Annotated in this window: 12 protein-coding genes; 9 read left to right on the top strand and 3 right to left on the bottom strand. The window is 48.6% G+C overall.

Going from position 1 to position 16206, the window contains the following annotated elements; genetic code table 11:
* Window positions 1-648: 648 nt before the first annotated feature.
* The 3 genes from QUB12_RS29110 to QUB12_RS29120 all read right to left on the bottom strand — a co-directional run bounded on the left by QUB12_RS29110 (window position 649) and on the right by QUB12_RS29120 (window position 5123).
* Window positions 649-1776, bottom strand: a complete 1128-nt coding sequence (locus QUB12_RS29110; protein WP_333145356.1) for a type II secretion system F family protein — start codon at window positions 1774-1776, stop codon at window positions 649-651.
* A gap of 161 nt (window positions 1777-1937) precedes the next feature.
* Window positions 1938-3038: a type IV pilus twitching motility protein PilT gene (locus QUB12_RS29115; RefSeq protein WP_333145355.1), complete on the bottom strand. Its 1101-nt coding sequence runs from the start codon at window positions 3036-3038 to the stop codon at window positions 1938-1940.
* 75 nt (window positions 3039-3113) lie between these two features.
* Window positions 3114-5123: a GspE/PulE family protein gene (locus QUB12_RS29120; protein WP_333145353.1), complete on the bottom strand. Its 2010-nt coding sequence runs from the start codon at window positions 5121-5123 to the stop codon at window positions 3114-3116.
* Between the two features lie 1825 nt (window positions 5124-6948).
* On the opposite strand from QUB12_RS29120, the gene grpE reads away from it, so the two are divergent.
* The 9 genes from grpE (at window position 6949) to QUB12_RS29165 (ending at window position 16007) form a co-directional block, all read left to right on the top strand.
* Entirely contained in the window at window positions 6949-7743 is a 795-nt protein-coding gene (grpE, locus tag QUB12_RS29125; protein ID WP_333145352.1) for a nucleotide exchange factor GrpE, read from the top strand.
* A gap of 295 nt (window positions 7744-8038) precedes the next feature.
* Window positions 8039-10204, top strand: a complete 2166-nt coding sequence (dnaK, locus tag QUB12_RS29130; protein WP_333145351.1) for a molecular chaperone DnaK — start codon at window positions 8039-8041, stop codon at window positions 10202-10204.
* A gap of 132 nt (window positions 10205-10336) precedes the next feature.
* A complete protein-coding gene (gene dnaJ / locus QUB12_RS29135) occupies window positions 10337-11464 on the top strand; it encodes a molecular chaperone DnaJ (RefSeq protein WP_333145350.1) in 1128 nt (375 codons plus the stop codon).
* A gap of 291 nt (window positions 11465-11755) precedes the next feature.
* Window positions 11756-12046: a sulfurtransferase TusA family protein gene (locus tag QUB12_RS29140; RefSeq protein WP_333145349.1), complete on the top strand. Its 291-nt coding sequence runs from the start codon at window positions 11756-11758 to the stop codon at window positions 12044-12046.
* The gene (rsgA, locus tag QUB12_RS29145; protein ID WP_333309546.1) at window positions 12043-13293 is read left to right on the top strand and encodes a ribosome small subunit-dependent GTPase A; all 1251 of its coding nucleotides are present in this window, start codon (window positions 12043-12045) and stop codon (window positions 13291-13293) included. Before QUB12_RS29140 ends, rsgA begins: the two co-directional genes overlap by 4 nt.
* A 241-nt stretch (window positions 13294-13534) precedes the next feature.
* The gene (locus QUB12_RS29150) at window positions 13535-14320 is read left to right on the top strand and encodes a MotA/TolQ/ExbB proton channel family protein (protein WP_333309549.1); all 786 of its coding nucleotides are present in this window, start codon (window positions 13535-13537) and stop codon (window positions 14318-14320) included.
* A 15-nt stretch (window positions 14321-14335) separates the two neighbouring features.
* The gene (locus tag QUB12_RS29155) at window positions 14336-15064 is read left to right on the top strand and encodes a biopolymer transporter ExbD (RefSeq protein ID WP_333145346.1); all 729 of its coding nucleotides are present in this window, start codon (window positions 14336-14338) and stop codon (window positions 15062-15064) included.
* 504 nt (window positions 15065-15568) lie between these two features.
* Entirely contained in the window at window positions 15569-15766 is a 198-nt protein-coding gene (locus QUB12_RS29160) for an NblA/ycf18 family protein (protein WP_006635253.1), read from the top strand.
* 67 nt (window positions 15767-15833) lie between these two features.
* Window positions 15834-16007 carry a hypothetical protein gene (locus tag QUB12_RS29165; RefSeq protein WP_333145345.1) on the top strand — a complete coding sequence of 58 codons (174 nt, stop codon included), beginning with the start codon at window positions 15834-15836 and terminating at the stop codon, window positions 16005-16007.
* The last annotated feature ends 199 nt before the right edge of the window (window positions 16008-16206 follow it).

The following is a 16206-nucleotide window of genomic DNA, read 5'->3' on the forward strand; positions in this document are numbered from 1 at the left end:
CCGCTGATGAGTGCTTAGCTCGCTATCAGCATCGCACTCAATTTTCATTCCTTAGTTTACGAGCTGCGCTTGAAAGATGCTGTCAAATGTTTAAAAATTTCCCTCACCATTATACCTTAATTAAGATGCGATTACCCTGTAATATATCTGAGTATTTTTGTTATTCTTTATCTTCTGGGAGTCTTCAAATTGGCAAAATTTTCTAAAAAACTGGCCTTTAATATATTCACCGAAGGCCATGAATCTGTTTGTTTTGGTTTGTGATTTAAAGTTTGAGTAAAACCTTTTGCCATTGATAGCATCCATCAACTACAATAACTACATAGAAATTTATTCGGATTTAACTGTAGCATATTTTGGGTTCAAATTAAGATGCGTTTACCCTGGAGCGTAAAGCCAGGAGTAGGCAGCAGTTAAATCTGTGTGCCTATCCTACTTGACTTTTGTGACATTTTCGTAATTTTTCACCAATTGGAAGACCCTGGTAAGGAAGATTTGGAGGCAGAGCCTCCAAATTGTTTTCTCCTTTTAATCGAGGATGTGCCTCCTCCAAAAGTCTGCCCAGGCAGAGCCTGGGGACGATTGAAATAGTCATTGGTCAGGCGTTAATTGCTACTAACTAATCACTAATAACTAATTAGCTCTTTTTTACAGCTTCTGGAACACTGCGAACATCGGCAGATACATCGACAGCAAAATCGAACCTACGATACCACCGACGACAACAATCATCAGAGGTTCTAGCATACTGGTAAGTCCTTTTACTGCTTCTTCCACTTCCGTTTCGTAGAAAGCGCCAACTTTCATCAGCATCTTGTCAAGTTCCCCTGTCTCCTCCCCAATTGCCATCATTTGAATGGCCAAAGACGGAAAAACAGCTTGTTCTTGCAAAGCAATACTGATCATGCCACCGCTTTGAATTTCCTGTCTCGCATATTCGATCGCATTAGATATCGCCTGATTCCCCGCCACATCTCGCACAATTTCCAAAGAATTGAGAATCGGCACGCCCGATCGCGTCAGCGACCCAAATATCACGCAAAAGCGAGCCACCGCAGATTTTTCGATCAAATCTCCAAAAATCGGCAACTTCATCGCAATTCTATCAATTTGTAGGCGACCTATGGGAGTTTTGTAGTACATATCGAAGGCAATTTTGAGCGCTATAATCACCCCAATAACTGTCACCTGTTGAATTGGAGGCCAAGCCGTACAAAATGCACTAATTGCCAACATAAACAACGTAAATGCTGGCAAATCTGCACCAATATCCTTAAAAATTTTGGCGAAAGTTGGCAGCAAGAATATAGTCATTGCGAAAAAAATCACGATCGCGATAGAAAACACCGTCTTCGGATAAGACATCGCCGAATTAATTTCAGCCTCCGTCTTGTGATTTTTTTCCATCATCACCGCCAGACGATCTAGGGTTTCATCCAGCACCCCCCCGACTTCTCCCGCCGCCACCATACTAATAAACAGTTGGTCAAAAACATCAGGAAACTTAGCCATCGCCTCTGCCAAGTTTATCCCCTCCTGCACGTCAGCATTCATGCTCCTGAGCGCTCGCTTCAGCTTAGCATTAGAACACTGCTCGTGCAGCACAGAAAGGCATCGAACGATCGCCACCCCTGCATTAAACATAGCCGCAAACTGACGAGCAAAAATAGCCATATCCTTAACAGTAAGGCTGGTAAGGTTATATTCAATTTGCTCCTGAATCTTACTGAAATCAAAGCCACCTTTCGGTTTTTCGCGGATAACGTTGGTAGCCACAGCTCACCTCTGAAAATTTATTAAAACTTAGTTGTCAGTTGTCAGGTGTCAGTTGTCAGTTGTTAGTTGTTAGTTGTTACCCATAATTAATAACAACGGCTAACGGCCAACTGACTAATGACCAATGACTAATAACTAATGACTAATGACTGCCGACTGAATTAATGAGCCCCTACCTTTTTGCCATCACCAACAGGTGCCGGGCCGATCAAGCGTTCGAGTTCGTCAGCCTTAGAAGCCTTGGCCATTGCCGATTCCCAAGTGACTTTACCGCTCTTGTAAAGTTCAGCGAGGGCCATTTCCATCGTCCTCATCCCCAATTTTGCCCCCATTTGGATTTGAGAGTAAATCATCGGAGTTTTGCCCTCCCGGATCAAGTTAGCCATAGCTGGAGTATTTACCATGATTTCCATAGCGCAGCAGCGGCCGCCCCCAACTTTTATGACCAAATTTTGGCTGCAAATTCCCACCAAAGAGTTAGACACCTGGGCGCGAACTTGGGGTTGTTGAATGGGCGGGAACACGTCCAAAATCCGATCGATCGTTGCAGCAGCCGAATTAGTGTGCAGCGTTCCCATCACCATGTGACCCGTTTCTGCCGCCGAAATTGCCAGACCGATCGTTTCCAAGTCCCGCATTTCCCCCACGAGAATTACATCCGGATCTTCGCGCAAAGCAGCTTTCAGCGCATTAGCAAAGCTCTTTGTATCTTCGCCCTTTTGGCGCTGGTGAAACAAACTCTTGATATTAGGAAACACATATTCGATCGGATCTTCAACTGTTAGAATGTGTTCCGCCCGCGTCCGGTTGACGAGATCCAACAACGCCGCCATCGTAGTAGTTTTCCCGGAACCCGTTTGTCCCGTCACCAACAGCATACCCCTGGGTCTTTCCGTCAGATCCCGCAAAATCTGCGGCACGCCTAAAGCATCGGCGTTAGGAATCTTAGAAGCCAGAGCCCGCATACAAGCAGCCCAAGCACCCCGCTCCCGGTAGACATTGACGCGGAACCGAGCCAATCCCCGAACGCCGTAAGCGCAGTCGAGTTCCCACTCCATTTCCAACTGCTTGCGCTGCATATTGTTGAGCATTTGGAAAATTAGGATCTGCACTTCCTCAGCAGACAGAATGTCGCCGTATTGCGTCTGAGGAGTTAGTTTCCCGCTGACTCGGAAGAATATAGGCGCGCCCGCTTGGATATGTATGTCCGAACCCCCTTGCTCTACCAGGGACTCCAGTACGTCTTCAATCATCAGACCCATAGATACCTCTCCTCGATCGAATTGATAGTTATTGACCAATCTAGCTCAGTTAACAGTCAACAGTTAACTGTTGAATCAATCCAAAAAGCGTGGCGTCAAGCAGTACGGACAATCCAGCATCTCCGGCTTCAATTGCGCCTGACAAGTTTTGCAGGTAAGTCCCTGCTTGCTTTTTGCTTTCATTTCAGCCTCCAGGCCAGAGTCTGTAAACGTCACACGCTCGACTTCTTCAAAAGTAGTCGCGCCTTCCCGCACCAACTGCAAGCTGTAAGCCAGTAGCGTTTTCATCCCTTCTTCCACTGCTGCTTCCTTAATTTGCTCTGTGGGAGCTCCTTGAGTGATCAGAGTTTGAAGCCGCTCAGTATTTTTCAGGAACTCGTAAACCCCTACCCGTCCTTTGTAGCCTATGCCGCCGCACTTCCGACAAAGTTGCTCGCGTTCTGCCAGTTCCTTCCTTTCCTCCACCGGTATGGTGTTGGCTTTGTAAACAGTTAGATCAATTTCTTGAGAAGGCGACAGACCGTACTTGCCGAGTTCTGCGGCAGTAGGCTGGTAAGGAATGCAGCATTTGTCGCAAACGCGCCGCATCAGACGCTGAGCCAACACGCCCAACAGAGCGGCCGAAACCATGAACGGTTCTACGCCCATTTCTGCCAAACGCGCGATCGACCCGGCCGCGTCGTTCGTGTGCAGCGTCGTCAGCACCAAGTGTCCGGTCAAAGCAGCTTCCAGAGCCGTTTTTGCCGTTTCCTTGTCCCGCGTTTCCCCCACCAGCATCACGTCAGGGTCTTGCCGCAAAAAGGCCCGCAGAATGTTGGAAAAAGTCAAGTCTTTTTCCCGAATTACTTGACATTGGGTAATTCCTGGCAAAGCATATTCGATCGGGTCTTCCGCCGTACTGATATTAACCCCCGGATCGTTCCGTTCCGACAGAATCGAGTAGAGAGTAGTTGATTTGCCCGAACCCGTCGGCCCCGTCACCAAAATCAGTCCGAACGGACGGCTAGCACTTTCTCGCACTAAAGCCAGAGTTTCTTCGTCGGAGATTAACAAACCCAAACCCAACTGAGTGCTGGAACTGTCCAAAATCCGCAGCACGATTTTTTCGCCGTACCGGGAAGGCAAGCAGTTCACCCGGAAATCCACCGTGCGTCCCTCAAACACCCGGCGGATGCGGCCGTCTTGAGCTTGTCGGCGTTCGGCAATATCCAGGTTGGCAATAATCTTGAAACGAGCGGTAATCGATGCGACTACCTGCTTGGGAAACCGGAAATACTCTTGCAGTACCCCGTCTTTCCGCATCCGAATCCGCATGAACTCTTCTTGAGGTTCTACGTGGATGTCAGACACCTTTTCCGACAAAGCTTTAGCCAAAATGATATTGACGGCCTTAATTACCGGAGCCGCCTCAGCATCGTCCAAAGTGTTAGCGAGGTCTTCTTGGTCGGCAGTCTCCTCTTCTAGGGAGAGTTCGCCAAAATCTCCCTCCCCTAAATCCATCTTTCTCTGCTTTTCGGCTGCTGCTATTTTGGCTGCTACCTTAACTTGCTCGTCTTGATAGGCCGAAGTTATGTCCTGATAGTCGTCTGGCGTAATCACCCGTCGCTGCAAAGCCAAGCCGTGAGGCTGTAAAATCCGCCGCAAATCTTCTATGGCGTTGAGGTTGTCGGGATCTACCATTGCCACTAAAACCGCCGCCGGCTCAGTTTCAGTCTTCGCTACGGGTAAAAACCGACCTTGGTGACAAATGTCGATCGAAATCTTCAACGCCTCGAGCATAACTCCGAGTTGCTCGTTAGACATTTCGCTCATCTCCGGGTCAAATGCTTCAACGCCGTAGACTATCTTCCGTTCAAACATCTGCTGCTTCTTGTAAAGTCGCAGCAATTCTGGAGGCAACGGCTGCCCGGTAAGTGCTTCTAATACCTCAGTCAACCGCTTACCCGACTTCTGGCTTTCAATTTGAGCTTGCTTCACTTGCTCGCCGTTGACGTAACCCGACAGAATCATCTTGGTGAGAGCCGGAGGAAATTGGCTCACAGAAACTATGGATGTGGAGGAGCGAAGCGGGGATGTGCTAGTCATAAAAAACACTCAATAGGTGGGAAACTCAGTCACACAGAGTGCTGAGAGGAAAACCAAGGCGGGGTTTTAACCCCCGTATTCTTTGCTTATGGATCAGCTATAGGGGTTCTCAAGCGTTGTGAGGTATGGGGGCTTTGTCCTATGCCTATGCCCACGGAGGCCACGGAGGCCACGGAGGCCACGGAGGCCACGGAGCCCTATGAGCACCTCATGTTACTGAGAAAGGCTATATGATTTTCTTGCTCAATCCCTATCTCTACAGTGTAAGCTCGCACTCCCCTCTAAGCTTCGTCCACAAATTGACGAGATGTTGGAGGGATTTGCGGGTGCTTGCAATCAAATCTTGTTCGTTGAGTGCTAAGTTGCTTACTTACCTGATTAACTTGCGGGATACTCTCGTTATAGCGTCAGGGCACATCACTTGGAGGTTCCCCGTACCGGGAGAGAAAAGCGGGGCGGGGTGTGTCCCCCTCCCAGGCTAATTCTATTTTCCCAAATTGTTTGCTCGAATTACAGCGCCCGTGGTGGCGCGGTTAGCTGTACTAAATTAAAGATGAGCTCTGTTCTGTGATGATAGCTTTTACGAAAGCCTCGATCGCCCTTTTGAAATATATTTTGATTAATTATCTGCGATCGGTCACTGCCCGATCGTCGGCTGCATGAGCCCCCTGGGCCAATTTTGAGCAACTCTAGTTTTGGGTCAGTAAATATTACTTTGATTCTATCATGGTGTCCGAACCTTTGTGAGGTAAGCTTGACGGTTCAAAAATCTTGGCAAGAGGCAAATTAGATATCAATCGTATTTACAGATGAACACCTCCGCCAGACCAGCTAAAGTCTATCATTTGACTGGCCAAAATTCGATACTTCAAGCGACTTCGGCGGTATCCACTCAGAAAAACCACACCCCCAATTCGCATCAAGATTAACAACCTAGTATCTGAGTTACACAAGCACACAGCTAACTACTTAGTCACTCCATACAAATTGCTCTTTCTCCTGACTTGGGAAACTCAGCAAATGGTAACAAATGCCAGCGTCAGCTTGTGACTAACACAGTCTGACCGACGATAACTTTAAGTTTCTCTCGTTTTAAGTAAACATTGAAACATCAAGCCTCCTAAGTGGGAATATTGTAGTAGACTTAACAGGCAAATATACTTATAAAAATTGTTGTAAAGGCGATCGCGTTAATTAAAAATCAGGAACCAACAAACGTTGGGTTTGCCCCATTAATGCCATAATATTATACCTAAATATTTAAACGGGGCTTTGAATATTTTATGGAAAGCTTTGAGCAATGTCTCCAGGTCGGGCGAGACTTCCTCTTTTCACATTGTGCCATACACTCTAAATTAGAGTCCTCTAGATTTACCGGGTTAACTGTATCTGCTAGAATTGATAGGGTTCTGTCGCGCAGCTTTTGTCAGGAACCTCAGCTATCAGGCATGAGGCTTGAAAGAGAAATCTCGAAAGCCGTTCTGACCAGATTAAGGCTTAATTGCCTACGTTTTGAGAGTCACGACACCCTGGAATGCGTAGCTAGTTCCTTGCTCTGTCGCTGAAGGTTAAACAGTTCTAAGGTCACGCTTTACAGTGCTTTGGGCCTAACAAGCTCTCAAAACATTGTCGAAGCTAACATTACCCCGCAAGGGAGGCTCGAAAAGAGCAAAACACTATGCGTACAGGGCTGGGAAGTTTGAGGCGGTAATTGTCCCGTTGAAAGTGCAACACAAAAGCACACCGAGCCAACCAGTCCCAAGGCGGTAGTAAATCAAAAATGTAAAGCCGTCCTTTTAGGACGGGGTTTCTACCCATTTTTCTGATGATTGACGAGGAAAAACAGCAAGATCAAGATCCTAACTCAACTGGGGAAACCACCCCAGAGGGTTCGCCAATGGCAAGCGAAAATCCGGCGGCATCAGGAAACTCGAACGAATCGGCGGATTGGGAGCTCGAACTTGCTCGAGCTTATCAAAGTGCTCAGGGCGATCGCACCCCAGCAAACGCATCGGGGCCTACCGTCACCGGCAGTTCAACCAACAGTCCGACTGCAGACGCGGCGGAGCCTTGGAAGAAGGAACTGGCCCAGGCCAACGATGAAAAAGAGGCTTTAAAAACTCAGTTGCAAGCCACATCCGCTCAACTAGAAGAACTGAAAAATCAAAATCTCCGCCTAGCAGCAGATTTTGAGAACTTCCGCAGGCGTACCCAAAAGGAAAAAGAAGAGCTAGATTTACAGGCAAGGTGTCTCACGATTAAACCCCTGTTGCCGGTAATTGACAATTTCGAGCGCGCTCGATCGCACATCAAGCCGCAAACCGATGGCGAAATGAACATTCACAAAAGCTACCAAAGCGTTTACAAGCAAATGGTAGACGGCCTCAAGCAAATCGGGGTTTCTCCGATGCGCCCCGAAGGCGAACAGTTTGACCCCAACCTCCACGAAGCTCTGCTGAGCGAGCCAAGTGACGAACACGAGGAAGGAACAATTATCCAAGAACTAGAACGCGGCTACATTCTGGGCGATCGCGTATTGCGGCACGCCAAAGTGAAAGTTGCAGCGGCTGGGCTATCTGTGGTAGCCTCAGATGAAAATCCCGATAGTTCGGAAGGTTAATCGGGATACAAGCTACTGCATTCCTCAAAGTCACTTACCCCCGAATAGAATTCGGGGGTTCCAAGGTGGCAGACTCACCAACTTCTTACATTAAAGATGACTAAAAGCAGGTCAGCGCTTTATCCAAAAATTCTGAAAAATGTTTTTACCCGTCTTTGATATTGCCTGATTGACATCAAGTTTATTTCCTACAAATCAGGTCGGGTGATGCTTGTTTGAACAAGCTGAGTCGTTTTTCTTCCCCCAACCTGTAGTTGGAGGTTTCCAAACATCCCACAAAGTTTTATGAGGCGCTATGGGAAAAATTATTGGAATTGACTTAGGCACAACTAACAGTTGCGTAGCTGTGTTAGAGGGCGGTAAACCCGTCGTGATCGCCAATTCCGAGGGCGGCCGCACAACTCCGAGTATAGTAGGATTCGGCAAGGCGGGCGATCGCTTAGTAGGTCAACTAGCCAAGCGGCAAGCTGTAACTAATGCTGTAAATACTGTCTACAGTATAAAACGATTTATCGGACGGCGGTGGGACGACACGGAAGAAGAACGAGCGCGGACTCCCTATACCTGCATAAAAGGCAAAGACGATACCGTTAACGTCCAAATTCGGAACAAGGTTCACACTCCCCAAGAAATCTCGGCAATGGTACTCCAAAAGCTCAAGCAAGATGCTGAAGCTTATTTGGGACAAACTGTTACCCAAGCCGTGATTACAGTGCCAGCGTACTTCACAGACGCCCAACGGCAAGCTACTAAAGACGCCGGTACGATCGCCGGCCTAGAAGTCCTGCGGATCGTCAACGAACCGACAGCGGCAGCCCTTTCCTACGGGCTGGACAAGCAAAATATAGAACAGAAAATCTTGGTCTTTGACCTAGGCGGCGGTACTTTCGACGTTTCGATCCTGCAACTGGGAGACGGAATTTTTGAAGTCAACGCTACCTCCGGTAACAACCATCTCGGAGGAGATGACTTTGACGACTGCATAGTGCAGTGGCTGGTAGAAGCTTTCCGCACTCAAGAAGGCAGTGACCTCTCACAAGACAAAATGGCCTTGCAGCGCCTCCGAGAAGCTGCGGAAAAAGCGAAAATCGAACTCTCCAACCGGGAATCCACCTCAATCAATTTGCCCTTCATCTCTTCTGACGAGAAAGGGCCGAAGCATTTGGAAATGGAACTCTCCAAAGCTCAGTTTGAAAAACTGGTGGCTCATTTGGTGCAAGCGACGATCGATCCGGTGACTCAAGCCCTCAAAGACGCAAGTTTGACCCCCAAAGACATAGACAGGATTATTTTAGTGGGAGGCTCAACCCGGATTCCGGCAGTTCAAAAGGCAATTAGCAAGTATTTTGGGGGCGTTTCTCCCGATAAATCCGTCAATCCCGACGAAGCTGTAGCGGTAGGCGCGGCAATTCAAGCCGGGGTGCTGGGTGGTGAAGTCAAAGACTTGCTGCTGCTTGATGTGACGCCGCTTTCCCTGGGGCTCGAAACCTTGGGCGGGGTGTTTACCAAAGTAATAGAGCGCAATACAACTATTCCCACCAGCCGATCGCAAATGTACAGCACGGCGGCAGACGGGCAAACCTCGGTAGAAATTCACGTACTCCAAGGCGAGCGGGCATTGGTTAAAGACAATAAAAGTCTCGGCAAATTCCTGCTCAAAGGCATTCCCCCAGCTCCCCGCGGCGTACCTCAAATCGAAGTTACCTTTGAAATCGATGCCAACGGGATTCTCAAAGTGGCTGCTGAAGACAAGGGAACCGGAAAAGAACAAAGCATCCAAATTTCCAATACAGGGGGATTGAGCGAAACCGAAGTCGAGCGGATGCGACAAGAAGCCGAACTTTACGCCGACGAGGACATCAAGCGCGCTCTACTCGTCGAACTCAAAAATCAAGCTGACTCCCTCGTCTATAATTGTGGTGTAACTTTAAAAACCAATGCCCAACTGCTGAGCGACGAGCTCAAGGCCGAAGCGGAAACAGCCGCAGCAGCCTTGCGGGCAGCGATGACTAACCCCGACATTACAATCGAGGAACTCACCCCCGCAATCGAATCTTTCAAGCAACTGCTATACTCGCTGGGGACAGCAGTCTACGACCAAGCCCGCAGCGGGGTAGCCCCACCGGGAGCGGTTGTTGAAAGCGAGATGATGTCAGAAGTAGAATCATCAGAACCAGAAGAGGTTAAAGCGGACGACGACAGCATTTTGCTGAAAGAAGAGCTGCAGGTGGCGCCCCAAGCTCCGCCGGAACCAAAGCCGGAACCAAAGCCGGCACCAAAGCCGGCACCAAAGCCGGAACCAAAGCTGGAATCCAAGCCGGAATCCAAGCCGGAGCGACAGTCAAAACGACAGTCAAATCCACAGTCAAATCCACAGCCAAGTCCACAGTCCAATCCACAGTCAAAACAAAAACAGAAGGTTCCCGAACCAGAAGTTGATGATATGAATCCTTTCCTTTAAAACAGAAAAGCTAAAAATTAAAAGTTAAAAATTAACAATGAGAATTTTTGATTTTTAATCTGTAATTTCAGGAAAGGTAGCCCGTTTCTTTTTCGTACACTTTTTGTTATTTACCTCCAGGCAAGCAGCTCTATGGCCGGTGATTACTATGAAATATTAGGCGTTTCTCGCAGCGCAGACAAAGAAGAAATTAAGCGTGCTTACCGCCGCCTAGCTCGCAAGTACCATCCAGATGTCAACAAAGAATCCGGTGCCGAGGAGCGGTTTAAAGAAATTAACCGCGCCTACGAGGTACTCTCAGAACCAGAAACCCGCGCTCGTTTCGACCGTTTCGGCGAAGCAGGCGTCAGCGGTGCAGGCGCACCTGGTTTCCAAGACTTTGGTGACAGCTTTGCCGATATTTTTGAAAGCTTCTTTCAGGGCTTTCAGGGAGGCGTCGGCCAACAACAGCAAGGTCGCAGGCGCAGCGGGCCGGTGCGCGGAGACGATTTGCGCCTCGATTTGCGGCTGGATTTTCGGGAAGCAGTGTTTGGTGGCGAAAAAGAACTCCGCATCAAGCATCTAGAAACCTGCGAGACTTGCACGGGGACTGGCGCCAAACCGGGAACCAGACCCCAAACCTGCTCGACTTGTACCGGCAGCGGTCAAGTCCGACGCGCTACCCGCACTCCTTTCGGCAGCTTTACTCAAGTTTCAGTTTGCCCCACTTGCAACGGCACCGGGCAAGTGATTGAGGATAAGTGCGAAACTTGCGGGGGCCGGGGCCAGAAAGAAGTGATGAAAAAGCTGAAAATCACAATTCCGGCTGGGGTTGACAACGGTACTCGCTTGCGCGTTTCCAATGAAGGGGATGCCGGCAAACTGGGCGGGCCGCCCGGAGATCTTTACGTGTTCTTGGCGGTGAATGAAGACCCGCTATTTAAGCGCGACGGCATTAACGTTAGCTCGGAAGTTAAAATTAGTTATTTGCAAGCAATTTTAGGGTGCCGGTTGGAAGTGGAAACCGTAGACGGGCCGACGGAATTGTTGATTCCTAGCGGAACTCAGGCGAATACTGTTCTGACTCTTGAGAAAAAAGGGGTGCCTCGGTTGGGAAATCCAGTCAGTCGCGGCGATCATTTGATTACGGTGTCTATTGACATTCCGACTAAGGTGACGGCTGAGGAACGGGAATTGCTGATGCAGCTTGCTAAGCTGAAGGGCGATCGTACTGGTAAAGGCGGTTTGGAAGGATTTCTGGGGAATTTGTTTCAGAAATAAGCAATTTTTGACACCAATTGGTGTCAAATTTTCCTGTTTCAGGATTCCCCAGCCATTTGTTTTAGTATCTGTCAAAAAATTGTGTGCAATTGCTCACAAAAATCTCAGGTGGGACGCTTCCTGGGCATTGCGTTTCAGCAGCGCTCAAAAAAGTGAGCGCAATTGCGCTCACTTTTTTCAGAAAGAATAACAGTCTGTGTCCAATTGGACACAAAATTTTAGATTCTCCAGTTTCCAGGCAACTTGTTTAAAAAACTAAGGCTTTCAGGATTTGAGATTGCAAAAAGTATTATGAATTCAACATCGAAAATTGAAAATCCCAAATCCCCAGATGCCAAAATCGATCTGCGGGGTACTCCGTGTCCTCTGAATTTTGTCCGCACTAAACTGCGCTTGGAGCAAATGGCACCGGGTGCTGTTTTGGAAGTGTGGCTGGATGCTGGGGAGCCGATCGAACAAGTACCTGATAGTCTCAAAATGGAAGGCTACCAGATTCTGGAAACGGAATTTGTCGCGGATCAGCCGGAGTCGGGTTTTTTTTCAATGAAAGTGCAGCGCCCAGAAGACAAGGAAGCAGGATGAGCCTGAATTCACCCTCCATCGTGGGTACTGTAATTGCTGTTCAGGCTAACTTCTACCAAGTGAGGTTAGATCCCGAAGTCTCCATTGACGGGAAAAATGCTCCCCTCGCGGATTCTCCGACTCTCCTGTGCACTCGTCGCACTAGACTGAAAAAAATTGGTCAACAGGTGATGGTGGGCGATCGCGTGGTGGTAGACGAACCCGACTGGACTGACCGCCGGGGAGCAATTTCTGAAGTATTCCCCCGCCAAACAGAACTCAACCGCCCACCTGTAGCTAATGCCGATCGCATTCTCCTTGTTTTTGCCCTTGCTGAACCACACTTAGATCCGGCATCATTAACTCGGTTTTTAGTCAAGGCCGAATCTACAGGTTTAGAGGTGAGTTTGTGCCTGAACAAATGCGATTTGGTGACGCCCGATGAGTTGGAACAGTGGCGCGATCGGCTTTCAGGCTGGGGCTACGAACCCATGTTTATTAGCGTCCGCAGCGGTGCAGGAGTTCAGGAAGCTCCCGCTAAGGATCAAAATGAAATTTTTGCCTCTGAACCGCATTTCAATGACTTAGCGGAGAAAATAGAGCCATCTCGGCTGAGTTCTGAGGATAACCCCCAAGTTCCAAATTCTGTCAAGCCGTTACATCCGTTAAATCCCGTACATAGCCCGTTGCCGAACTTGCTTCTAGACCACCTGCTGGGGAAAATAACGGTAATTTGTGGCCCTTCTGGGGTTGGCAAGTCCAGCTTGATTAACCAATTGATCCCGGCCCTGAATCTGCGAGTGAACGCTGTTTCCGGCAAACTAGGCCGCGGCCGCCATACGACTCGCCACGTCGAACTATTTGAGCTTCCCGGCGGCGGACTTTTGGCCGATACTCCGGGCTTTAATCAACCGGCTCTCGAATGCGACCCCTCAGAGTTAGCGGAATATTTCCCAGAAGCGCGCCAGAGGCTGGCTGTGGGTAGCTGCCAATTTAGTGATTGTTCGCACCGAGACGAGCCTAACTGTGTGGTGCGGGGCGTTTGGGAGCGCTATGAGTATTACTTGCAGTTTCTCGAAGAGGCGATCGTCCGCCAGCAACAAGAGCAAAACTCTAGTAGCGCCGAATCGAGTTTGAAGCAGCAAACCAAGTCGGATGGTACGCAGCATTACGAACCGAAGCTGCAAACTAAAAAATATCGCCGCTCTTCCCGCCGCCTTCAACACCAATCGCTGCAAGATATGTGTCAAGATTTAGACGAGTTGTGAGGAAGTCGCCGCCCATCGCGCGCCGGCACTAGAAAACAGTACCAAGACTTACCCGGAAACCGGGTTTGCTCGACGAAAATACTTCGTTGTACCCCGATGCCCATTTCCCAAAATCGGCTTTCTTTAGTCGCGAGTGCGTAAGTCCTGAGTACATTAATAGCTAAAATTAAATGGCCTTAGATTTGTTAAAAAAAGTAGAACAGAAGCAAAAGTTAGCGGGTACTGCAGGAGCAAAAATATTGTGAATATTCAAGAACTGTTTGAAAAAGGCGGCCCCGCCATGTGGCCCCTGTTGCTGTTATCGATTTTATCTTTGAGTACCATTATCGAGCGCTTGTGGTTTTGGGCGAGCCTCCTGAGCAAAGAAAAGCAGATAGTTAACCGGATTCTTGAAGCGGCTCGCAGCGATTGGGGGGCGGCTAACGAGATTGCCAGACAAGCTAACCGACAGCCGATCGGGCGATTTCTTTCTGCACCCCTGCGGCTCTACAATCCCGAACCAGACTTATTTCGACTCGCACTTGAAGCTGCAGCCGATGAAGAGTTGGCTTCGATGCGTCGCGGTGACAAAATCTTAGAAGCTACGATCGCTCTAGCCCCTTTGCTGGGCTTGCTAGGAACAGTTTTGGGCTTGATTAACTCGCTCAGTTCCATCCGTCTGGGCGACATCGGCACGGCGGCAACAACTGGCGTAACTTTGGGGATTAGCGAGGCGCTGATCACGACTGCTACTGGGATGATAGTAGCAATTTTTAGCTTGGCCTTTTATAGGATATTTCAAGCTTTTTTGTTCAACCAGGCCAAAATATTTCGCAAAGCTGGAAATGAACTGGAATTGCTTTACAGGCAATACTGGCCTGCAGCTAATGCTAAGGGTCGAGCACCCGGTGCAGAATACAGCAATTCTTCTTTTGGTGCAGATGGTTTGAACAGGCGTTCTCTCAATTCTCAAGAATCGGGAGAACGGAATCGGGAGCCGAAATTGAAAGGTTCCGATCCGGCTGAAGATTCCCCTTCTAATAATTAGAATCAAGGAGAACTGATGAAGATTAATCTAGATACTCCTGCGGAAGAGGCTCGGATTGAACTGGTGCCTTTAATTGACGTGATCTTTTGCATTCTGACGTTTTTTCTCCTGGCGGCTTTGCAACTGACTCGGCAGCAAGCCATTAATGTGGATTTGCCTAAAGCGAAGACGGGACAAGTACAGATGCGAGAGATGCTGATTGTCAGCATTGACGATTTCGGGCAAACTTATATCGACCAATTGCCTGTTAATTACCAACAGCTCGATCGAGTTTTAAAGAGTTTCCAAAGCCAGAATCCTACGGGGTTGATGGTGCTGTACGCTCCTCAAAATGCTAGATATGCCAAAGTTGTCGAGGTTTTAGACAAATTGAGAGAGGTAGGGGGCGATAGAGTTGCCCTGGCAACTCTTCCTAGTTCGGCTCCCTCCCCATTGCCCAATACCTCGCTTCCCAATTCTGGCATTCCTGCGGCACCTGCGATCGGCAATTCCGGTCAACCCCTGCCGTCTCCTGTGCCTCCGGGGCAGCAACAGTTCAACCCCAATCAGTTTCAATCCCCTCTCCCCACTTCTGGGCAGCAGCAGTTCAATCCGAATCAGTTTCAATCCCCTCTCCCGGCTCCACAGCAGCCTAGTAACTTTGGGGCAAATCAGGGCATTCCTCCGGTTTCGCCTGCACCCGCTGCTCCCAATTTCAGACCCGGAATCGCCACTCCACCGCAGGATGGCGGGCCCTCGAATTAGTTAGGAAGAAGGTTCGGCAACGGATTGTGTAACGGATGTAACGGATGTAACGGATGTCAGTCCGATGTCCGTCGGAAGAAGGGAGAAGGAAGAAGGGAGAAATAGAAATTTTCCCAATCTCCCCATCTGCCCCTCTCCCCATCTTCCACTCTCCTCCTCTCCCCCTCTCCCCCTCGCGGAGAGAATCTCCGCCGGATTTGGTATAAAGGGCTTCAATTCTTTTGGTTCGTACTGAGCCTTTTTTCTCTTGACAAGTAGATACACTTGTATATGCCTGCGGAAGGAACTTTTGCAGACATCTCGGCATCTCTATCCCTAAGTAAGTTATTTCTTAGGACATATGGTAATTTTGTCAAATCATTGTTACCTTTTGTAATATAGACTAAAGCCAGATGGGAAATCGGGCATCCCGAAACCAATGGTCGATCGCTGAAACAACTTACAAATCTGGTTAATCCAGGTGTTCACTTTTAAGTCACCTTTACTTACAGAGGAGTCAAAGTCATGAGCCAACCAGCAGAATTGTCTTTGGAACAGCAATTTAGCCTGTGTTCCTTCAAAACACAGGTAAGTGACATGAGCCGTGAACAAGCTCAGGAGTTTTTGGTCAAGCTTTACGAGCAAATGATGCTACGAGAAACCATGTACCGCCATTTTCTGAAACACCACTGGGGTTTAGAACCTAACCCAGGCGTTGAATAACCAAGAGTCGCAGTCGGCGACCTCCGTCTCTTACTCTGTTCCCTCAAGCGGAAAGGAGTTGGGGGTGATGGGGCGTCACTCGAAGGCAGAAGGTAGAAGGCATCTGTACAGACGTGAGGAAAATTTTACAATTCCTTTGTGGATTTCACTGAATGTGGAAGTCGAGGTCAGCAGTTTGTCGATCGACACCACCGGAGATCGCAAAGATAATTTATCGCGCCTCGCCTCGAAAATTGGATAACTCTTAATAATAAGTGTTAATTTTTTAACCCATTAAAATTTTTAACTATTAAATATATTTGTCTTTAGTTGCAGCGGATGAGGTCTGACAGCAATGGCGCTAGTCGGACATCTGAGCGCGACCTGCTACACAAATACTAGACAAGTCTCGACATTTGCTTCTTACTTCATCGGGAGCATGGGAGCGGTTATCCCTCAGT

This window comes from Microcoleus sp. B7-D4 (genome assembly GCF_036705125.1).
Classification (GTDB): domain Bacteria; phylum Cyanobacteriota; class Cyanobacteriia; order Cyanobacteriales; family Microcoleaceae; genus Microcoleus.